This window comes from Bradyrhizobium sp. USDA 4504, from assembly GCF_054063995.1.
In genome coordinates, this window is record NZ_JBSSGV010000001.1 from 3964673 (window position 1) to 3985434 (window position 20762).

Sequence of the window (20762 nt, forward strand, 5' to 3'; positions counted from 1 at the left end):
CGACATATGACGTGAATCCCGGTCGCGTGAATGAGGTGCTGAAAGGCTCTCGACATCGCGGCAGTCGAGAAGCGGCGCTATCTCGCAGGTCAGCTTGAACTATGAAGCCCGGCGTGAGCCGGGATTTTTCTTGGCCCAAAGAACGGCCCCAGCGAGGGGGTACACGCTGAGTGCGTGTTTCGGCAATTTCCGGACAGCAATTTCGGTAATTCGCGGACAGCGATTTCAGTAATTCCGGGACAGGGATTCCGCTAAATCGCGGACAGTTGCGGGAGGTTGGTTTTCGGGAGCGCCGTTCAGGCAATGTTCTCTCTCAAGCTGAGTTTGAGAGGGGCAATGCCGAGACGGAAGCAAGCGAAACGAACCACTGTGAAGGACCTACGATCGATCCTGAGGCTGACGTACGAGCAGGACCTGTCGGTTCGGGAGATCTCGGAACGGCTGCAGATCAGCAAGAGTTCGGTTGCCACCTACCTGCTGCGAGCGCGTGAAGCGGGTTTGAGCTGGCCGCTGCCGCCGATTTACGAGAGCGAGGCGGCCTTGCAGCGAGCCTTGTTCCGGCGGGTCGGGCGCCCCCCGCAGGACTTGAGCGAGCCTGAGTGGCCACGGGTGGCGCAGGAGCTCAAGCGCAAGGGCGTGACGCTGACGCTGCTGTGGCAGGAATACCGGACGGCGCATCCCGACGGCTATGGTTACACGTGGTTCTGCGAGAAGTTTGACGCCTATCGGCGCCGGGCGAACCCGACCTTCCGTCATCGCCACGCGGCGGGTGCAGTGATGCAGACCGACTATGCCGGTCCGACGGTGGAGGTGATCGATCCGCAAACCGGCGAGATCCGTCAGGCGCAGATATTTGTCGCGGTGCTCGGGGCCTCGTCGCTGACCTTCGCTATGGGGAGCTTCGGTCAGCGACTACCAGATTGGATCGAAGGCCAGACCCGAGCCTTGTCGTACTTCGGCGGAGTTCCCAAGGCGATCGTCTGCGACAATCTGAAGGCCGGGGTCGTCAAGGCGTTGTGGTTCGAGCCGACGCTCAACCAAACCTTTGCCGCCATGGCCGAGCACTACGACACGACGATTTTGCCGACCCGCAGCCGCAAGCCGCGCGACAAGGGCAAGGTTGAAGGCGCGGTGCTGATTGTTGAGCGCTGGATTCTGGCACGGCTGCGCCATCGGCGGTTCTTCAACCTGACCGATCTCAATACTGCGATCGGCGGTCTGCTGGAGGAGCTGAACCATCGGCCGATGCGCCATATCGGCAAATCCCGCCGGCAGCTGTTCGAGGAGATCGAGCGCGCTGCGTTGACGCCGCTGCCGGGCGAGCCGTTCGAATACGCCGAGTGGAAAACGGCGAAGGTCCACCCCGATTATCACGTCGAAGTCGACAAGACCTTTTACTCGGTGCCGCACCGGCTGATCGGCCGTCGGGTGGACGTCCGGCTCACCTATCGAGCCGTCGAGATCTTCCAGGATCACACGCGTGTCGCCAGCCATGTGCGCCGCTCTCAGCGCGGCGGCCATGTCACCGTGAACGAGCACATGCCCAAGGCCCATCAGCGTTATGCCAATATGACGCCGGCGAGCTTGATCAAGATGGCAGCGCGGATCGGCGTCAACACCGCCACTCTGGTCGAGCGGATGATGCGTGAGCGCCCGCATCCCGAGCAGGGTTATCGCTCCGCCATGGGGATCATCGCCCTGGCACGGCGCTACGAGCGCGATCGGCTCGAAGCGGCCTGCGAGCGGGCACTCGTCATCAACGCGATCAGCTACTCCTCGGTGAGCGCGATCCTCAAATCCGGGCTCGACCGCGCGAGCCCTGCTGCCGCACCCGTCAAAGCCACCCCCTCGCACGCCAACATCCGTGGTGGGGGCTATTATCAATGAAGGAAAGGAACATCGCGATGCTGACCCACCCGACCCTCGAGCAGATGCAGGCGCTCGGCCTTGCCGGAATGGCGGCCGCTTACCGGCAACTAGCCGAACAGGACAATGCCGCCGATCTCAGCCGGGATGAGTGGCTCGGCCTGATGCTCGATCGCGAAGCCGCCATGCGTGCCGACCGGCGCCTGACCAATCGGCTGGCCGCAGCCAAGCTGCGCTTCGTCGACGCCTGTATCGAAGACGTCGACTTCGCTTCCCGCCGCGGCCTTGACCGGCGCAACACCCTGCAGCTGGCGCAAGGCGCCTGGCTGAAAGCCCATGAGAACTTCATCATCACCGGCCTGACCGGGACTGGCAAAACCTGGTTGGCATGTGCCTTCGGACGCCAGGCGGCCAGGCTCGATCATTCCGTCCTTTATTTGCGTATGCCGCGCTTGTTCGAAGACCTCGCCATGGCCCGTCTCGATGGTCGCTTCCCGCGCCTCATCGATAAGCTTGCACGTGTCCAGTTGCTCATCCTCGACGATTGGGGCACCCACACCCTCAATGACCAGCAGCGCCTTGATCTCCTCGAAATCTTCGAAGAGCGCTACAGGCGCAAATCGACCTTGATTACCGCTCAGCTGCCCGTTGCCCAATGGCACGACATGATCGGCGAGCCAACCATCGCAGATGCTATCCTCGACCGGATCATCCACAACTCCCACCGTATCGCCCTCGAAGGCGACAGCATGCGAAGGAAAAAAGCCGCGCGCCCCTTGACCGACGTCGAAAACAGCGAAACGAATATCAACTGACTTCAACAACCAGGCAACCAAAAGCCAGCGCCGCCACGCTGTCCGCGATTTAGCGAAACTGCTGTCCGTCAGTTAGCGAAACCGCTGTCCCGTTTTTGCGAAATACGCACGCTGAGGCCAAGGCGGTTGGATCATCCATGAGATGACAGGCTCATCACATAAACAGGGCGCCTATGCCTACGATGAGCGCTACGAACGATATCGCCGCCAACGCCATGAAGCCGTACTCGACGCCGTCGTGGTGACTGAGCCTGAACATACAGAGAGCTTGCGCCACGGTCTTCGTGTCCGCATTAAAGTAGGCATGTCAGCGATAGCGCCCTAATTGCGGTTCCCGGCTTAACTTAAGCGAAGGTTTTTGAAACGATTCCCTCGATGCCGCTTTTATTGCTCATGCAACTGGCGACCGAGGTTCATCTAGTCCGAGTGACGACCGATGACGGCGAGGTCCAAATCTGGCTCGCCGCGACCTCGCGCGAAGAAGCCGTTGACCGAGTGCTGGATGCAATCCCGGAGGGATGGGCTGTTAGCCTCATTCAGCGACAGCTGGCCGCCGATCACATCCCAATTCTCAACATGGCGGCCGGAGAAGTGCGCCGGCATCAGGTGTCCTGAAGAAACGGCCCCAGCGCGTTGGAACGAACGCTGGGGCCGCCTCACCGCGCCGCTACTGGGCAGGGACCGCTCCGAGTGTTGCGGCCCCAGCCGAACTGGATTCTACATAAACAGACGGCCCCAGCACCCCGACAGGGAGGCTGAGGCCGAGGAGCGCCCGTGGGGTAGGGAAAGATTCTGGACACCCCCACCTGAAGCTAGGACCTCCATGGCGCGGAAGGGCATTTGCATAAGTGAATGAGTGTCCTGATTTCCCCAAGCGAGTGTCCCAACTAGGACAGCACCAACAGACCGGTGCCGGCCTGTTTCCATCCACAATGGCCTGCTTTGATTTTTCGAGTGGCCCGGCTTGGGTTTAACCCCGTCGTAACCAAGGGTTAGCCGATGTTCTCGGTAGGACTACTGAGAAGGCCCTCAGATGTTCTGGCCCCATAATTTCCTGCGGGTCGCGATCTGTTCTCGCTGTCAAACGCCATCCGGAACTGCCCCCTTTGCGTCATGAAGAACTGCCCCCACCATCGGGTTATGATCTTGGTTGAAGGTTGCTTCCGTCGGTGACGGGACGGAGGGAGGCGGAGCCGACCGGAGGGCCGTCACCGACGGGCGGCGGCTTGATGAGGCCGCTCTTCCGTTTGGCGCGGAGCCGGTAGCTGTCGCCGCGGATAGTCAACACGTAGCTGTGGTGCAGGAGCCGGTCGAGGATCGCGGTGGCGACCACCGGATCGGCGAACACGGTGCCCCATTCGGCAACGCTGCGGTTCGACGTGATCAGCATGGCACCAGTTTCGTAGCGCCGGCTGACCAGTTGGAAGAACAGATGGGCCGCGTCGGGTTCCAGCGGCAGATAGCCGAGCTCGTCGACGATCAGTAGCTTTGGCTTCGACAGCGCGAGTAGTTTCTCGTCCAGGCGCCGATCGCCATGCGCCTTGGCAAGGCCAGCGACCAGCGTCGTCGCCGTGGTGAACTGCACCGTATACCCGGCCAGGATTGCCTCTCGCCCGAGCGCGATCGACAAGTGCGTCTTACCGACGCCCGGCGGGCCGAGCAGCAGCACGTTCTCTCCGTTGGCGATCCAACGTGACGCGGCCAGGTCGCGGATCTGCTTCGGATCGATCGACGGCTGCGCCTCGAAGTCGAAGCCAGCAAGCTCCTTCACGGCCGGGAAGTGTGCAAGCTTCAGCGCCATGTCGATGCGGCGATGATCCTTGCGTGCGATCTCGCGCTCGCACAGCAGGATCAGCGTCTCACGTGCCGACAGGTTCGCGCGCGCTGCCTCGTCGAGCAGGCTATCGAGCTGATCGCGGATGCCGGAGAGCTGCAATCGCGCCAGCATGGCATCAAGGGGATCAGTCGGTACTTCGGTTGCCTTCTTTGCGCGCGTCATCAGAAGCTTCCCCCGATCACGGCTTCATATTCGGCAAGAGGACGCAACAACGAAGGCGGTGGAGACGACCCCGGCACCGCCGCCGCAATCTCCGGCCGGCGGACCGCGCCATTGCGCCCGGCAACACCATCGAGATGGGCGGGATCGGCGATCCGCAGCCGGCGCCCCTCCGATTGCTTGTGGACCGCCACCTGGTGCAATCCATGGCGGATCCGCACCTCGCCGGCCGCGACCGTTACCGCCACGCGCTCGCCAATTAGGCGCCACGGCACTGAGTAACTGTTCGTGTCGATCTCGATGGCGCAATCGTTGCCGACGACCCGGGTTAGTTCGCGCAATGATCCGAACGAGGGCTGCCCGCCGAGCGGTTTCAACCGGTGTGCCTCGTCGCGTACGAAGCGAACCATCGGCGCCTCGCCGGTCGTGCCGTGGATACGCACGTTCGCCACCTCACGCTCCCACTTGGCGAGATGCGCCTCGAATGCCTCCCAACTTACGAAGGAATGCCCCGCGATCGCGTTCTTCTTCACGTAGCCGACGCCATTCTCCGTCTTGCCCTTCGTGCGTGCCCGATATGGCGCGCAGGCGCGTGGACGGAAGCCCCAATGCTTCGCAAACGCGATGAGTTTGTCGTTGAACTGAACCGACCGGCTCACCGCGTCGTGACGCACGACGAGCGCGCGTGGATTGTCCATCAGCACTTCCTCCGGCACGCCGCCGAAGGTCGTAAATGCGCTCTCGAGCCCGGCGAACCAGTGCTCTTGCTTCTCCGCCCGGAACGCACGCACATGCAGCCGTCGCGAATGCCCGAGCGTTGCCACGAACACGAATGCTTTGACCTTCACCCTGCCGATCTCGACCAGACGCTCCCCGAAGTCGATCTGCAGCTGTCGGCCAGGAGGCGTCTCGAACCTCGTCGTCGCCAGCGCCTCCGCCTTCAGCGCCTGGCGATAGGGCTGCACGGCGCGTTGCAGCGTTCGCCGGCTTACCTCCACGCCTTTCTCGGCCAACAGATCCTGGCGAACCACGTCAGCATTGCCGCGATGGCGAATGAACCTCTCGTGCAGCCAACCCTCAAGGCCGTCGAGCAGCTTCGGCCGCTCAGGCGACTTGAACGGCTTCACCCCGCCCGCCGCCACGTAGTCCTTCACCGTGTGATGGCTGCAGCCCAGCTGGCGCCCAATCCGCTTCAGCCCCCATCCGCACGCCCTTAGGCGCAACATCTCCGCCACGTCATCCGGCGTCTTCATCACCTGCCCCCGTGGATCACTCCACGGCGAGCCTCTAGTGATTCGTTCCTCGTTCATTCGCTCTCTCCTCAGCTATCCGAGGAGGGGGCAATTCCTCATGACGCCGAGGGGGCAGTTTTCCATGGCGCGCGACATTCTCGCGGAATCTTTACTGGAACAATTGACCCGGCAGTGCCCTTATTTGGGGGCCCCCAGCCAGACAGGTAGCCCCCCGACTGCTGGAGGAAAACCCGCCTCCGGGACGGGTTGGCGGCCCCCTGTTGGGGCCGTTTAAAATTCCGTAGTTCTCCGGCCAAGAACAAAGTTCCGGCCGTGCGACGCGTCTTGCGCCCGAAGTTCCACTGATAATCAACAAGTTAACGTGACAGGCGCGACGGCGTCCGATAACGGCTGGCACAATCTGCATACTACCTTCGTACCCCTCCTGAGCCCTGGAAAAACTCCGTAGCGTTCGACGGAAGACTCGGGTTCCGCCAGCGTTCGTAACATTGGCCTGCTCCAAGCAACGCGAATTGCGCGGCGCCGGGCAGGCAACATGGCTGGCGACCGTTCCGTGGCGAAGCTGCCGGCGGACGAATCCTTTCCGGAATCCACAACGACGGCCCGAACGGGCGCGGCCTTTCATACGATCTTTTTACGGGTGCTGATCATTACTACAACTAATAGTTTAAATATCGACGACCGCCCTTCAATCGCAGAACCGTTACAAATGATCCACAGGGGCATCGAGTTCAGCGTCACTCAGCTGACGGCCGGCGTCTGGAAATGGCGCTTCCAGATCGGCGATCGCGTCTTCACGGGCAAGACCGAAGCAAAGCTCGATCTTCTGGCGATCCGCCGCGTGCAGCTGCGGATCGATCGCGAGCTGAACAATCTGGGGCGGGAACGGACCCGCGGCAGCAATGGGGACTGAGGCACAGTCTATCGTGCACGCCCCGGTGCCCTGACGCGCTGGCCTGCAGAGCTTCGGTTCTAATTAAAATTAGAACACACGAACCGGCGCCCGCTTCGCTCGAAAACGCTTCAATCCGCGCTGGCCAGCCGCCGCATCGTGAACTCGATGTCGCCGCCGGGGAGCTCGCGCCAGCTCTCGACGGCGCTCATATAGGCCGCCTTCGGGTAGCGCTTGAGAAAGTCACGCGCCCTCACGCGGGCCTGATCGCGTGGCAGGCTGAAGGTCTCGCGCAGATAGCCGTCGTCCGGCTTTCGCCGCTCGGCCATCCGGCTGGCGAGATCGCGCGGACGAGACACCATTGCCGCAACTCCGGACCAATTGACGACACCCCCAATATAGGGGTGGCGGCGGGAGAATCCGAGTCGGAGGGAGGCGGACGAGGTCGCCCCGAACGGGCGTTACTGGCTACGCGGCGCGGCGCTTCCCGGCTGCGCCGAGCTTCCGGTCTTGGTCTTCGGCTTGGCGGGATGGGCGGCCGCCTTCGGCGGATCGCTGCGCACGACGCCCCAGGGATCGGACGATCCCTTGGCATCGGGAATCTTGCTGAGCGAGTCCTTGTAGGCCTTGTCCCTGACCGCGTCCTGCTCCTTCTCCTCCTGGGTCCTGGTCTTGACCTCAGGCATCAGGTTGACGTTCGGCATCTGCGCATAGGCCGGCGCCGACACCAGCACCGCAACCGCAACTGCGCTCAAAACTCTCATAAGAACACTCCCTGCGTTTTCGTCGGCGGTATATCACCGCAACAAAGCCGTCGCCAAGCGCGCCTGCCCCGGCCCCGAACATGATGCGTTTCCGCGGAATCGCATCATGTTCTCATCTCTTTGTTTGAGCATGATCTTTTTCGGAAAACCGGTTTCCACTTTTCCGGATCATGCCCCTAGAGATGGTCTGACTTGCAGGATTTCGGCGACTGCATCCAGTCGTCCCAGATCGGACCGCAGCGCGTGCAACCGCTGAGCGCAAGTCCGATCGCAATCACGCCGCCGAGCACCACCAAACTGCGGAACATGTACGCCCCCACAACTCGCGAGCAGGCGACTGGGCGCCGAAACTGGGGCATTTTCAAGCCGGGCACGGCGCTTGCAGCGCAGCGCAGTGCAGTGCGCGTCGGAGCGCAAGCGCGCGTCGGACGGGCTGCCGGCGCGCACTGGTTTGACCGGGCTGCCGCGCAAATTACACTGCGCAACAAAGCAGAAAAGGAATCGATCAAATGACTTTGGCGATGAGCTGGGACGAGTGGACGCAGCACGACGGGACGGCGCTCGCGGAGCGCGTCAGGTCCGGCGAGCTGACGCCCCGTGAGCTGGCGTCGCAGGCAGCCAGCGCCGTCACCAAGGTCGATCCCGCGCTCTGCGGCGTCGTCGAGCTGTTCGACGATGTGATCGCCGATCCGGCGCGCGACGGCGCCGACCTCGACGGCCCGTTCGCCGGCCTGCCCTTCCTGATGAAGGACCTCGGCCCGACCCTGAAGGGGCGGCTGCAGGAGATGGGCTCGCTGATGATGCGCGGCAATCGCGCCGCGGCGGATACCTTCCTGACGGCGAAGATGCGCAAGGCCGGCCTCAATTTGATCGGCCGCACCACGACGCCGGAGTTCGGGGTCTGCAGCTCGGCGGAAAATCCCGCGGTCTATATCACGCGCAATCCCTGGAACACCGACTACACCACCTGCGGCTCGTCGGCAGGCAGCGCGGCGATGGTCGCCGCCGGTGCGGTGCCGATCGCGCATGCGACCGACGGCGGCGGCTCGATCCGCATTCCCGCCGGGGTCAACGGCAATATCGGCCTGAAAGTCTCGCGCGGCATGTTCTCGCTCGCGCCGCATCTGTCCGATCTCACCGGGCTGGTCTCGATCCAGGGCTGCCAGTCGCGCACGGTGCGCGACACGGCTGGCTTCGTCGATGCCTGCCGGGGACCTGCGCCCGGCGAGTTCATGCCGTTCTGGACCTCGCCCGAGCCATATGCCGCAATGATCGCGCGCGACCCCGGCCGGCTCAGAATCGCGCTGTCGCACACATGGGGCGACTATCGCGCGACGCCGCACATCACAGCCGAACTCGAACGGGTCGGCCGCTTCCTCGAAGGCCTCGGCCATCAGGTCGATTACGCATTGCCGTCGATCAACTATCGGGAAGCCTTCGCGGCGCAGACCACCTGCTACATCGGCAATTTCGCCGTCGTGATCGGCAACATGCTCGCCGCGCGCGGGCTGGAGCGGCCGCCGGCGGAGCTGATCGAGCCGATCAACATCCGCATCTGGGAGCATGGCCGCGACTTCAGATTCGCCGATCGCGCCCGCATGCAGGCCGTCTTCAACACCACGGCGCGCGGCTTCGGCGCCTTCTTCGAGGACTGGGACATCATCCTGACGCCGATCACGGCACTGCCGACGCCGAAGGTCGGCACCACGGAATATCTCACCATCAGCGACAATCCGTCGGTGCTGGACTGGTTCGGCAATCTCTGGCGCAACTTCGCCTTCACGCCGCTCGCCAATCTCTGCGGCATCCCCGCGATCTCGCTGCCGCTCGCGACCAACGAGCACGGCCTGCCGCTCGGCATTCAGGCGATCGGAAAGCAAGCGAGTGACGGGCTGTTGCTGCAGCTCGCCGCCCAGATCGAACGGGCGATCGACGGCAAGTGGAATGACGGCAAGACGCCACGCGTGCATGTCACGCGCAACTAGAGCAATATAGGATCAACAGAGGAACGGGACGTCATGCAGCAGCAAGCCGGGGAATTCGGGATCGACGACGCGAAACGCGTGCTCGGCGACGTCTTTGCGCCATGGGTCCAGGACCTCAATCTGTCGATCGAGCAGTTCGACATCGCGCCGCCTGCCGGCGGCGATGCCGACTGGCAGCCCGGCGCCATCCTGCGCATGCCGTTTTCCGAGCGACTGTGCCGCAATGGCGGCATCGTCTGCGGCCAGGCCTTGATGGCGTTCGCCGACACCGCGATGGTGCTCGCCAACCTCGCGGCCAACAAGGGCTATCGGCCGATGACGACGGTCGACCAGACCACGCACTTCATGCGCGCGGTGACGGCGTCCGACGTGCTGGCCGACGCCCGCGTGGTCCGGCTCGGCCGCACCATGAGCTTCGGCCGCGTCACGCTATCCTCCGCCACCGACAACAAACCGGTGGCGATGGTGTCGAGCGCCTTCGCGATGCTGCCGGGATAGGCCTCTCGCATCATGGCCGGTCTATCTCATCCTGAAGGATGTGAATGTATGACCGAGGAGCGGCACCAAACATTCAGTGTCGTCCCGGCGAAAGCCGGGACCCATAACCACCGAAGACCATTGTTGCGCAGGGCTGCGGCCACAACCTTCCTCAACAATTGAACCCTGTGGTTATGGGTCCCTGCTTTCGCAGGGACGACGTCGGACATGTTGTCCCGCCTTCAATCCCGTCATCCTGAGGAGCTTGCGCAGCAGGCAGTCTCGAAGGACGAGGTTACCAGCCCGGCCTCACGGTTCGCCTGGCGATGCGAAGCATCGTACAGAGACACGCGTTCCGCGCTCCTCACCATGAGGGTTCAGGCCAATCACGCTGCAAGATTTACTTGCCGAGCACGGCCTCCGCCGCGTTGACGATGCTGATGGTCGGATTCTTTCCGCAATAGGTGCCGAACTTCTTGGCGTTCTCGGTGAACACGTCGGTGTCGATAACCGCCTCGTCGGAGTCGCCCTTGTACCAGCCGTCCATCCAGACCAGCACCATTTTGATGGTGTCGTCTCCGCCTTCGACGAACTGCTTGCAGGTCATGGTCGAGAGATCGAGGACGGTGGCGCTGGCCGGTGCCGACGACAGCGCGAGCGACGCGGCAAGCATGATCGAGGCAGTGATCTTCATCGCAATCTCCATAGGCAATGATCTGAAATGAACAGGTCGCCGGAAGCCCGGCGGCTCCGTCCGCGACCTCGTAAGCGATGCGTTACATCGAACGCAAGCACTGCATCGCGCGGATCAGCCCGCACATCGTTTCGCTGCACGGCTTGAGAATTCGTGTTTCTGATTTGCGACGGCGCCCGCGCTAAAGCGTGATGAGAACAGGGCGTGTAGTCGAGAATCCAGTGTATGCGAGCGGGGATAGCGAGGTCGGTGTCGCTCTCAAAAGCCGATACCGGCGATGCTGTGGTGAATGTCCGCTCAGGGCCCAATACCAGTCCTGCGGTTCAAAAATGGCGCGATCACACTCCGCGCCGAATGACCTTCCAGGTAAGAGAGCCGGCAAGGAAAAGTGACATAGAACAGAATGCTATCGTCCCCCAGACACGGACATTAGGGCTTGTCTCATTCAGCCAAACAAGTGCCGCCAAGCACAGAAACCCAGGGATTGCGCACGCCTGTGTCACAACAAACCGGCGGCGCAGTGCGCGCGGAGCGCGGGAGCTCCAGACGAAGCCATCAACCTCGAACCTGCGGGAAATCGTATCCACCGGCTCTTGGGGATACCACTTTCCCAGCTCGCTCATGACGGACATGAAACCCCATCCGGCAATGCCGATTAGCACAATGGCGAGTAGGCATAAAATGAGCGACATCTCGCTTCTCCAGTCGCTAGCTATCGAGCGCGTCAAACATTGATAGTCCGCTTCGGGTCAAAGGCGCCGTTTTAGCAATCAGTCGGGTACTTCCGGTCTACCCCAATGAACGGACATCTTCAGAGCCGGTCGCCATATCTCAAACTTGCCACTTCCAGGATTCGCAGCACGCCTCAGAAGTAGACGTTCGCGTTACACGGACCGGCCGCGACACCACCTGGTATCATGCCCTGCCGCAGGACATCGCCGCTGGTGGCAGATATGCGCCACCCACGATGAACATGCTGCCGCTCGGCGCCCGCGCTTGAACTCCTAAGCCGTCCCTGCCGGCCAAGCTGGAGACCCAGCTTGCGTACTTTCAAGATTCCGCTCTACACTCTTTGAGTGTATCGACTCGCTAAAGTATTCACAAGTTGTGTCTCGCAATTAACGGGACATTAACCTGCGGCTCAAGCGCGTACCGTGGCCTTGTCGGACAGGAATGGATCAGCCCCATGTGGAAAGACCCCATCAAGAGCACGCCTTCGATCATCCAGACCGATTTCGGGCCCTTCGGGCAGAGCCTGCCCGGGGACGGTGAAGCCTATTGCGGCCCGACGTCGATGGTCATGGGCCTTTACTGGCTGTCGGCAAACGGCTTCACGCAGGTTGCTCCTGTGGTCTACAACGGCGAGGACGACCCCGTGGCGATCAACCTGGAAAGAGTGGTCGCGGGCTTGATGCGGACGTCGAGCGAGAGCGGCAGCTTCGTGGACGGCATGACGAGCGGGATGGCCGACTATCTGTCGGCCTGCGGAATCGGGCCTGATCTCTATAATTTGGCGAGCACTTCTAATCCGGACCTCGCGTGGCTCGCCGATCAGTTGGCCCCGAACGTGTCCGAGAGTCCGCAGACGATCGTCTTGGCCAATTTCGCGGTTGGCTGGTATTCCGTTTCCCAGACGACGAAGGAATACATGGAAAATGACGGCGGCCATGTCCTCGCGCCGCTCACGGTGAACCTGACGGGCGACACGATCACCATCAACAACGCTTTCCCCGCCTCGTTCGAGAACGTACCCAACCTCCCGTCTAGCAATCCGCAGACCGTCCAGATCGCGCAGATGCCCAGCGGATGGACGCTGGAAAATCTGCCGCTACCCTCCGAAGACTACAGCCAGGTCGTCACCGACGCGCTCACCGGGTGGGGCGTCTACGCCGTGCTCTGGCAGGGGCAAGCTTGGGCGATCTCGCAGTCGGCGCTGCCCTCGACATCCGGATATGAACCCAGCACCTGGACGATCAACCAGCCTAAGGTCATCAACACGAACGGTGGCACGCTGACCGTCGTCGCGCCGATCTCCGGGCTGGGCGGCCTGCACAAATACGGCGAAGGCACGCTCCTGCTCACCAACACGAACCAGCTGATAGGACACAACACCGTAGGCGCGGGGACGCTGGCAAGTACCCGGACATCGGGCACACCATTTGGCAGCTTCAGAGTGACGGTGACGAACGGCGGAATACTCGAGCTTCGTTCGGACGGCGCGACGGTCGATGTGCAGATCGCCTCGGGATCTCTGGCGACGTTCGTCATCGGCTCTACGGGAGGCGCCTTGCAACTTTCCGGAAGCGGCAACTATCGCGTCGTAATCGGGGGCAATGACGACGGTACCCTGACGAACATTGTCCGCAACTCCGGCGGAACGCTTGTTATCGTGCCGGGCGGCGGCATGGCCCAGCTTGGGCTGACGCAACAGGTGTTCGTGGCAGGAACGGGAGCAAACCTGCCCATCATTATGAACGGGATCGTCGCTCCCTACATTCTCGGAGAGGACGACGACGCGGCCAGCTCGGGCAAGTTCCTGACCTATTCGCCCTCCGGGGGCTTCGCGAGCGCGGCGACGGTGTCGTCGACGGATGTCAGCATCAACGACGTTCCGGCCGATGCCGTCTACGAGGTCGTCGACAGTCAGGCGGTCGAGAGCGGCGGTGTGCCGCAGGTGGCGGCGCTCGAAGTGAACGGCGGGGCGATTACGGGCGGCGATGCGAGCATTCTGGTCGGAAGCCAGGCGAGCGGCGACGCCGCGGGCCTCATCATGAACGGCGGCAGCATCGCTACTGCGAGCCTTTCGTTCGGCGCGGCAGAAGGCCTGATCTACACCAATGCTACCGGCGGTAGTTCGCAGATCGCAGCCGCCATCGAGGGATCGGCGGGCCTGACGATCTTCGGTCCCGGCACGCTGACCCTGAGTGCAGACAGCAGCGGCACGCTTTCCGGTCTAATCAGGGTCAATGGGGGTACGCTGATTGCCGGCGGTACCGGTGGATCAGCAACGGGTGCCGGCGAGGTGCTGGTATCCTACGCGGCGACGCTGGAGGTCGCCGGCACGGTGACCGGCACGGTTGTTGTCGGCGAGTCGGGCACACTGTTCATGAACGGTGGGACGGTCTCGGGCCCGGTCACCATTGCAGCGACCGGCACCGATTCGCCTGCTCCCGGCGGCATGCTACAAGGGAGCGGAACAATCAGCGGGACCACCTCGATCAGCGGCATCATCCAGTCAGGCCCGCAGGCTGGCCTAATCACGTTCACCGGCGAGACCACTATGACCGGCGACGCGAGCTTCTATTGGCGGCTGCAGAAGCTCGTGGACGATGCTGATCCCGGAGCCGGACCTGGGATCTACTGGAACGCGCTGCAACTCGCCGGATACGAACCTCGGCACCAAGAATGCACCTCTCTGGCTCTTCCTCGACTTCAGCGCCCTCGACGGGGACCCGGACGGCGGCAACGCGTTCTGGAAGAAGCCCCATACCTGGACGCTCTTTACCTACGCAGCCGATGCCGGCTACTTTTGGCCGGCGGGCGAGAACTTCTCGTACCAGTCCGGGAGCTTCAACACGGTCTTCGACAACTGGGTCGTGTCCCTGCAGTGGAAACCGGCCGCCACGCCGCAGAGCCTCCCCGAGCGATGGCGCGCGAACGCTCGTGCGAGAAGCCTGTAACCGACCCGCGGCAACCCTACCGAATGTCCGAGATGGGTCAAATGTGGCGATCGAGGATCGCTGATGAGAAGTCCGGACTGCACCCAACACCGGACCAATCGGAGGCGGCGAAGTTGGTCCGCAAGGTGACATCCCCGCGGTCTGCGCGGCGTGTCCGCATTTCGTCTCGGAAGCGATGTCCCGGATTTACGGGTCCACGCCCCAGGTTCAATTGCATCCGCGAACAACCTGCGCTCCCTCTCCGGTTGCGGGAGGAGATGCAGCGAATGCCGCCAGGCCGATTCAACCTGAATTCATCGCGCTTTAGCGGAGCGAGGCGACGCTTGCATTATTTCGGAATAGTAGAAAAGTAACCCTGAGTTGCCCGACGTGTCAAGTTGCTTTTCGAACGCCGGCAGCTGCCGGCACCTTTGCATGGGGTTGTTTTCGATATTTTGGCGGCGCGCACTGCGGCAGCGAGCACCTAAGCGGATCGCGAGCGGCGGCTCCGCCGCCGGCGCCAGAACAGCGCAACGAGGGCGACGAGCACGAGACCGGCGGCCACAGCCTTGGCGGTGAACCGCCCGCCGGGCCGATCGATCAGGCGGGTCCACAACGATGCCCCCTCGCCCTGACGCGGCAGGCGAAACGCCACCACGCTATCGCCGATCGAGGTGCCGGCTTCGGAATGGCCGCCGGCGCCGATCACGACGTACTGCTCGCCCTTCCAGAGATAGGTCATCGGATTGGCGACGCCCGGCACCGGAAGCCGGCCGAGCCACAGCTGCTTTCCCGACCTGGCATCGAACGCGCGCAGATAGGCATCCATCGCGCCGGTGAACACCAGGCCGCCCGCGGTGATCGCGACGCCGTTGACCAGCGGCGTGCCGGTATTGAGCGCGATGCCGAGCGGCGCGAGATCCTCGCTGGTGCCGACCGACGAATGCCAGAGGATCTTGCCGGCCTTGAGATCGACCGCCACCGTCTCGCCCCATGGCGGCTTGTTGCAGGGCGACCCGACCGCCGACTTCGCCAGCGCCCGCGACATCGCGAACGGCGCCCCTTCCTGCTGGCCGAATTCATGACCCGGCGGCGGATTGAAGCCCTTGGCCTGGTCGCGCGGAATCAGTGTGACGATGTGCGCCGCATGACTGACATTGGCGTAGAGGAGCTGATTGACCGGATCGAACGCCGCGCCGCCCCAGTTCACCCCGCCGCCTGTCATCGGATAGATCACGGTGCCTTGCGTCGACGGCGGCGTGTAAAGGCCCTCATTACGGGATTGCGCGAGCAGCGTCTCGCAAGCCGAGCTCCCGGTGCCCGGCAGCAGGCCGGCGACATCATCGGCCGTCATCCGCTGCGTCAGCAGCGGCGGCACATGGGTCGGGAACGGCTGCGTCGGCGACAGCCTCTCGCCCACGGCACCGTTCTGCGGCACCGCGCGCTCCTCGACCGGCCACACCGGCTTGCCGGTGTCGCGATCGAGCACGAACACAAAGCCCTGCTTGGTCGGCTGGATCACGACGTCGCGCTGACCATCGCCGGTGTCGATCCGCGCCAGCGTCGGCTGCGCCGGCAGGTCGTAGTCCCAGACGTCGTGATGCACGGTCTGGAATGTCCATGCGAGTTCGCCGGTCTCGATCCGCAGCGCGACCACGGAATTGGCGTGCTCGTCATTGCCGGGGCGCTTGCCGCCCCAGAAGTCCGGACTGGGCGATGTCGTCGGCAGGAACACCAGGCCGCGCTCCTCGTCCACCGACATCGGCGCCCAGACATTGCTGTGGCCGGCCTCGACGCCATTGTGCACGAGCGGATCGAAGCTCCAGCGCGGCTGTCCGGTTCGCGCATCGAAGGCGCGCACCGCGCCGAGCGGCGCGTCGACCCGCCGGTTGTCGCCGATCGCGGAGCCCACCACGACCACGCCGCGTCCCGTCACCGGCGCCGACGTGATCTGAAACTCGCCCGGCCATTCCAGCTTCATGCCAACGTCGATCTTGATCTCGCCACCGTTGCCGAAATCGGCGCAAGGCTTGCCGGTTCTGGCGTCGAGCGCGATCAGGCGCCTGTCGTTGGTGCCGGTGAAGATGCGTGACTTGCAGGCGGCGCCTTCCGCCGCGCGATCATCCGTCCAGTACGCGACGCCGCGGCAGACAAAGCGATTGGCCGGCCGTTGCGCCATGCTGATCTTCGGATCGAAACGCCATTTCTGCGCACCGGTGCCGGGATCGAGCGCGATCACTTCGTTGAACGGCGTGCAGAGGATCAGGCTGTCCTCGACGAACAGCGGCGTCACCTCGAACTTGGTGCGCTTCATGACCTCGGGCGGGCGAGTATCGAGATCGCCGGTGCGGAATTCCCAGCCGCGCAGCAGCTTGCCGACATTGTCCGATGTGATCTGCGTCAGCGGCGAGAAGCGTTGTCCGCCGCGGTCGCCGCCCCAATACTCCCAGGCGCGCGCCGGCTGACCACACAGCAGCAGCGCGGCAAGCAGGCAAAACAGCGACCGCATCGCGTCCTCCCCCAGGATGCGATCACCAGGCGCCGCATCTCATGCGGGAAAGCATTTACGCGATCGTCGCGTCAGTATCCACCCCGGCGATAGCCGCCGCCGTAGTTGCCGCGATAACCACCATCGCCGCCGCCGATGCCGATCCCGACTCCGATTCCGATCGGCGGTCCGGCAGGCTCGTAGACCACGGTTGGAGGCGGACGGCGCACCACCACGACGTCGTCCTCAACGACGACGCGCGGCGGGCGCTTGCCCGCGCGCCGCGGCGGATCGGGATCGGCACGCTTTTTCACCGGCGCATTGGCCCTCTGCTGCAGCGGCTGTTGCGGCGGCGCCGCGTTGCAGGGACAGGTCGGTGCCGCCAGCGCGACGCTGGTCGCGGGCACGCTGAGCGCGACGGCGGGCGCCGGATCGGGACGGTAGCGCAGCCGTTCGATCATCTTGCGCGCGGTCGCTGTCAGGTCGGTGTCAGGATATTGCGCGAGGAAGCCGCGATAGGCCGCCGCCGTGTTGATGAGGATCGCGTTATTCCACGCTAGCATGCGGCGATGCCGGTCGAGCCAGTCGCGCGCCTGCAGGCCGCGCGGCGTGCCGGCGAAGATCGCGGCGAAGGCCTCATAGGATTCGTCGGAGCCATCGACCACCATCAGTTCATTCGCGGCCTCGATCGGCTTGCCCTGCAACTCGCGCTTCCATTCGTCGACGGTGCGTTTGGCCGCGGCCGGCGGCGGCGTCACTGCGGGCGATGCCGCCGCACCCGCCATGAAACGGAAGTCGTCGGTGAGCGAGGACGAGTCCCACGGCGTCTGGCGACCGTCGGTTGCCATGTTCACCGCGAGGCGAACGCGCTTGAAGGTGTCCTCGATCGGGATGCCCGGCTCCTTGGCCGAGGCCAGCAACGCGGTAGTGTAGGGGCTGTTGGCGCCGCTGCCGTCCTCGGCTTCCGCTCCCGGCGAGGTCGAGAACGACACGAACGTGCCGGGCGCGCCGACCCTGGCATCGACGATGGCGAGCCCGTGCCCCGCGGTCTTGCTGAGCTCCGGGAAAGGATTGTTGCGGCAGGCATCGAGCAGCACGATGCGCATCCGACTCGGAACTGAGGTGAGCGTATTCAGGACGTCGTTGAGCCGAACCGCCTGGATCGGGATATCAGCCTCGCGCTTCGGATCGACATCGACCGGCACCAGATAGTTCTCGCCGTCGATCTGCAGGCCATGCCCGGCATAGAACACCAGCGCCACGGTATCGGCGCCTTTCGCCGCCACCTGGCTAGCGAAATCGCTGAGCCGTGCGCGCATCTCGTCCTGCGACAGGTCCGATGCGGCCGTCACCGCAAATCCGGCATCGGTCAGCATTTGCGACACAGCCTTGGCGTCGTTGGCCGGATTCGGCAGCGCGGGCACCGACTTGTAGGCCGACTGCCCGATCACCAGCGCCAGCCGGTTTTCCGCCGACGCCGGCACGGCGCCGAGCAGGATCGCTGCCGGAACGATCAGGCTGAGGAGCGAACGGCGAAGCATGGCGGCCTCCGACAATGACATCGATGATGGGTCGGAGGCCGTCAGGCCAAGGTTCATGCCTTGCGGCAAATGTGCTGCCGACCGACGCCGGTCGAATGTCGAATGGCCGCCGAGACCTGGTGAGGCCGGCTATTTCGGCTTCTTGGCCGGATCCGCTGCCGGCTTGGTGACGCCCCAGGGGTCGTATTTCTCCTTGGGCTCAGGGATCCGATCGAGCGCGGCCTTGTAGGCCTTCTCGTCGACCTTGGGCTTCTGCTCCGTCTTCGTATCGCCCCCACCGCCCCCTCGCCGGCCCTGGGCCAGCGTGGGTGTCGCGAGCAGCGCCAGGATGACGGCAGCAACCGTGAAGCGTTTCATGTCAGTCTGTCTCCCCCGCCGCCGCAGCAACATCCGGTAATACCTCTACCCCAACGATAACTTGTCGCTCGACATTTGTTGATCGACAAAGCGCCGCCTCACGCGAATTCAGCGCCACCAGGGGGCGCAATCCTGACGGCGGCACATTAAATGCGCTGAATGGGACAGGGACAAGTACATCTGGCGGCGCTGCTGGCCGGCGTCGCCTTAATATTGAGTGGCTGCGGGCTGGCGGACAGCCACGCGGTGTGGCCGGAGGCCTTGAAGGTCAAGGCCTCGGAGCCGGCGCCGCTCGAGACGCCTCCGGACGTCAAACGGCTGGTCGCCGGCAAGCTGGATTCAGTGTTCACGGCCGGCTCACAGCCGACCCATGTGCGGGTTTCCGCCCCGCTGCACGACCCGCGCGGCACCGGCTGGACCGCCTGCGTGCGCGCCGAACTGACATCGGTGATCGGCAAGCCGCTGGGGACGCAGACCTATCGCGTCTTCATCAATGAAGGCTCGATCTTCGATCGCCGGCAGGTCGGGGCCGACGACAATTGCGTGACGGAGACTTACGAGCCCGTCGAGAGCACCGTTGCGGTGGAAGCGCAACGGACCACCAAACCCTAGCGCTTGAACCGGCGAGCCGGCCAAGCCGCTGCGCACCGGGTATGCTGAACGGTCCGTTAACACGACCGTTCAAATTGCGCGGTGGCCTCAACGGCATTTTCCATTTCTTTCCGCTAGCGTTGCCCTGACGAACGCAAGGCCAATCAGCTTCGCGGAGTGGGGAAACAGGGACGTGGCCGATATTGCTGACCGGGCAATGATCCACCGTGCATCGCGCAAGGATGCCACGGACGATCGCACCTTGCCGCCGCTGTCGGCCGCGCCGCTCAATGCATGGCGCGCGCTTGCCGCGCGCGCGATCGAGGCCAATGGCTACTATCAGCCAGACTGGGAATTGGCGGTCGATGCCTCCGCGCGCGGCCGCACCGGCGCGGCGCTGCTCAGCGCCGCCGGCGATGCCGGGCAACTGATCGGGCTGTTGCCGGTGGTTCCGATGCGGCGGATCTACCGGATTCCCCTGCCCGCTTTGGTCGGTGCCGAACCCTATGGCACGCTGTGCACGCCGCTGCTCAACCGCGACGCCGCCGAGGAAGCGGTCGACAAGATGCTGCGGCAGGCGCGCAATGCGGGCGCGCATGCGCTGATCCTGCGCACCATGTCGCTCGAGGGGCCGGCCATGGCGGCGATCCGCGCGGTGCTGGCACGAGACGGGTTGCAGCCGCGCATAGTGAGCGCCTACCAGCGCGCCCAGCTGGATGCGACGCGCGATGCCGACGAATTGTTGCGCGACGCGCTGGGGCCCAAGAAGCTGAAGGAGCTGCGCCGCCAGCATCATCGCCTGTCCGACCACGGCGCGGTGCGCTTGGATGTCGCTCGCACGCCGCGCGAGGTTGCGACGGCGCTCGAGACTTTCCTTGTCCTCGAAGCCGGTGGCTGGAAGGGAAAGCGCGGCACTGCGCTGAGCCAGCATGCCGGCGATGCGGCCTTCATCCGCCGCGCGACGTCGGCAATGGCCGAAGCCGGCCGCTGCGAGATCATCACGCTGCATGCGGGCGACACGCCGGTCGCGGGCGGCATCGTGGTGCGTCACCAGGACCGCGCCTTCTTCTTCAAGATCGGCGTCGACGAGCGCTTTGCGAAACATTCGCCCGGCACGCAGTTGACGCTGGAGCTGACGCGCTATCTCTGCGCCGATCCCGCGATCAATTCGGCCGATTCCACCGCGGCACCGGGCCACCCCATGATCGACCCGATCTGGCGCGGCCGCTTCGCGATCGGCGACGTCTTGCTGCCGCTGCGGCGCCACGATCCGCTGGTGCCGGCCATTCACGCCGCGCTAACCCTGAACAAACTCGCCTACGAAGCGGCGCGCGGCGCCGTCCGCTTCATCCGCAGCCGGCGCGGCAAGCCCGGATAATGCGGT

General features: G+C 64.0%; 18 protein-coding genes. 10 read left to right on the top strand and 8 right to left on the bottom strand.

Translation table 11 applies throughout. The features are described 5' to 3' along the window. Nucleotides 1-336 precede the first annotated feature (336 nt). The 3 genes from istA (ACVMB1_RS18565) (at nucleotide 337) to ACVMB1_RS18575 (ending at nucleotide 3296) form a co-directional block, all read left to right on the top strand. Complete coding sequence (gene istA, locus ACVMB1_RS18565) at nucleotides 337-1887, top strand: IS21 family transposase (RefSeq protein ID WP_253603713.1); 1551 nt, start codon at nucleotides 337-339, stop codon at nucleotides 1885-1887. Nucleotides 1888-1904: 17 nt separating this feature from the next. After that, a complete protein-coding gene (gene istB / locus ACVMB1_RS18570) occupies nucleotides 1905-2681 on the top strand; it encodes an IS21-like element helper ATPase IstB (protein ID WP_253609770.1) in 777 nt (258 codons plus the stop codon). A gap of 375 nt (nucleotides 2682-3056) precedes the next feature. Continuing rightward, nucleotides 3057-3296 carry a hypothetical protein gene (locus ACVMB1_RS18575; protein ID WP_456848814.1) on the top strand — a complete coding sequence of 80 codons (240 nt, stop codon included), beginning with the start codon at nucleotides 3057-3059 and terminating at the stop codon, nucleotides 3294-3296. 523 nt (nucleotides 3297-3819) lie between these two features. On the opposite strand, the gene istB (ACVMB1_RS18580) is transcribed toward ACVMB1_RS18575, so the two are convergent. Both istB (ACVMB1_RS18580) and istA (ACVMB1_RS18585) read right to left on the bottom strand, forming a co-directional pair. Further along, nucleotides 3820-4680, bottom strand: coding sequence for an IS21-like element helper ATPase IstB (istB, locus tag ACVMB1_RS18580; protein ID WP_141343233.1), 861 nt, complete (start codon nucleotides 4678-4680; stop codon nucleotides 3820-3822). Further along, nucleotides 4680-5987 carry an IS21 family transposase gene (istA, locus tag ACVMB1_RS18585; RefSeq protein ID WP_253587187.1) on the bottom strand — a complete coding sequence of 436 codons (1308 nt, stop codon included), beginning with the start codon at nucleotides 5985-5987 and terminating at the stop codon, nucleotides 4680-4682. The genes istB (ACVMB1_RS18580) and istA (ACVMB1_RS18585) overlap by 1 nt, the downstream gene beginning before the upstream one ends. Before the next feature lie 652 nt (nucleotides 5988-6639). Here istA (ACVMB1_RS18585) and ACVMB1_RS18590 point away from each other — a divergent pair. Further along, nucleotides 6640-6843 carry a hypothetical protein gene (locus ACVMB1_RS18590; protein WP_438072645.1) on the top strand — a complete coding sequence of 68 codons (204 nt, stop codon included), beginning with the start codon at nucleotides 6640-6642 and terminating at the stop codon, nucleotides 6841-6843. A 110-nt stretch (nucleotides 6844-6953) separates the two neighbouring features. Here the strand turns inward: ACVMB1_RS18590 and ACVMB1_RS18595 are convergent, their stop codons facing one another. Both ACVMB1_RS18595 and ACVMB1_RS18600 read right to left on the bottom strand, forming a co-directional pair. Continuing rightward, nucleotides 6954-7184, bottom strand: coding sequence for a hypothetical protein (locus ACVMB1_RS18595; RefSeq protein WP_016848527.1), 231 nt, complete (start codon nucleotides 7182-7184; stop codon nucleotides 6954-6956). Between the two features lie 99 nt (nucleotides 7185-7283). After that, nucleotides 7284-7586, bottom strand: a complete 303-nt coding sequence (locus tag ACVMB1_RS18600) for a hypothetical protein (protein WP_456848816.1) — start codon at nucleotides 7584-7586, stop codon at nucleotides 7284-7286. 192 nt (nucleotides 7587-7778) lie between these two features. Between ACVMB1_RS18600 and ACVMB1_RS18605 the strand changes: the two genes are divergently transcribed. Genes ACVMB1_RS18605 through ACVMB1_RS18615 form a run of 3 tightly spaced genes read left to right on the top strand, consistent with a single transcriptional unit; the run spans nucleotide 7779 to nucleotide 10069 of the window. Then, nucleotides 7779-8099 (top strand): hypothetical protein, encoded by a 321-nt coding sequence (locus ACVMB1_RS18605; RefSeq protein WP_456848818.1) that lies wholly within the window; start codon nucleotides 7779-7781, stop codon nucleotides 8097-8099. After that, entirely contained in the window at nucleotides 8096-9571 is a 1476-nt protein-coding gene (locus ACVMB1_RS18610; RefSeq protein ID WP_456848820.1) for an amidase, read from the top strand. Before ACVMB1_RS18605 ends, ACVMB1_RS18610 begins: the two co-directional genes overlap by 4 nt. 33 nt (nucleotides 9572-9604) lie before the next feature. Next, complete coding sequence (locus tag ACVMB1_RS18615) at nucleotides 9605-10069, top strand: PaaI family thioesterase (protein WP_225164349.1); 465 nt, start codon at nucleotides 9605-9607, stop codon at nucleotides 10067-10069. A gap of 379 nt (nucleotides 10070-10448) precedes the next feature. Here ACVMB1_RS18615 and ACVMB1_RS18620 read toward each other — a convergent pair whose 3' ends face one another. Then, on the bottom strand, nucleotides 10449-10742 hold the full coding sequence (locus tag ACVMB1_RS18620; protein ID WP_456848822.1) for an HdeA/HdeB family chaperone: 294 nt from the start codon (nucleotides 10740-10742) through the stop codon (nucleotides 10449-10451). A gap of 1186 nt (nucleotides 10743-11928) precedes the next feature. On the opposite strand from ACVMB1_RS18620, the gene ACVMB1_RS18625 reads away from it, so the two are divergent. Continuing rightward, a complete protein-coding gene (locus ACVMB1_RS18625) occupies nucleotides 11929-14775 on the top strand; it encodes a hypothetical protein (protein WP_456848824.1) in 2847 nt (948 codons plus the stop codon). Nucleotides 14776-14885: 110 nt separating this feature from the next. Here the strand turns inward: ACVMB1_RS18625 and ACVMB1_RS18630 are convergent, their stop codons facing one another. The 3 genes from ACVMB1_RS18630 to ACVMB1_RS18640 form a co-directional block, all read right to left on the bottom strand. After that, nucleotides 14886-16910 (bottom strand): pyrroloquinoline quinone-dependent dehydrogenase, encoded by a 2025-nt coding sequence (locus ACVMB1_RS18630; protein WP_456848826.1) that lies wholly within the window; start codon nucleotides 16908-16910, stop codon nucleotides 14886-14888. Nucleotides 16911-16981: 71 nt separating this feature from the next. Continuing rightward, nucleotides 16982-18430 carry a caspase family protein gene (locus ACVMB1_RS18635; protein WP_456848827.1) on the bottom strand — a complete coding sequence of 483 codons (1449 nt, stop codon included), beginning with the start codon at nucleotides 18428-18430 and terminating at the stop codon, nucleotides 16982-16984. 129 nt (nucleotides 18431-18559) lie between these two features. After that, nucleotides 18560-18787, bottom strand: coding sequence for a hypothetical protein (locus ACVMB1_RS18640; protein ID WP_016848541.1), 228 nt, complete (start codon nucleotides 18785-18787; stop codon nucleotides 18560-18562). 159 nt (nucleotides 18788-18946) lie between these two features. Between ACVMB1_RS18640 and ACVMB1_RS18645 the strand changes: the two genes are divergently transcribed. Both ACVMB1_RS18645 and ACVMB1_RS18650 read left to right on the top strand, forming a co-directional pair. After that, a complete protein-coding gene (locus tag ACVMB1_RS18645) occupies nucleotides 18947-19399 on the top strand; it encodes a hypothetical protein (RefSeq protein WP_456848829.1) in 453 nt (150 codons plus the stop codon). A gap of 172 nt (nucleotides 19400-19571) precedes the next feature. Further along, nucleotides 19572-20756, top strand: coding sequence for a GNAT family N-acetyltransferase (locus tag ACVMB1_RS18650; RefSeq protein ID WP_456848831.1), 1185 nt, complete (start codon nucleotides 19572-19574; stop codon nucleotides 20754-20756). The last annotated feature ends 6 nt before the right edge of the window (nucleotides 20757-20762 follow it).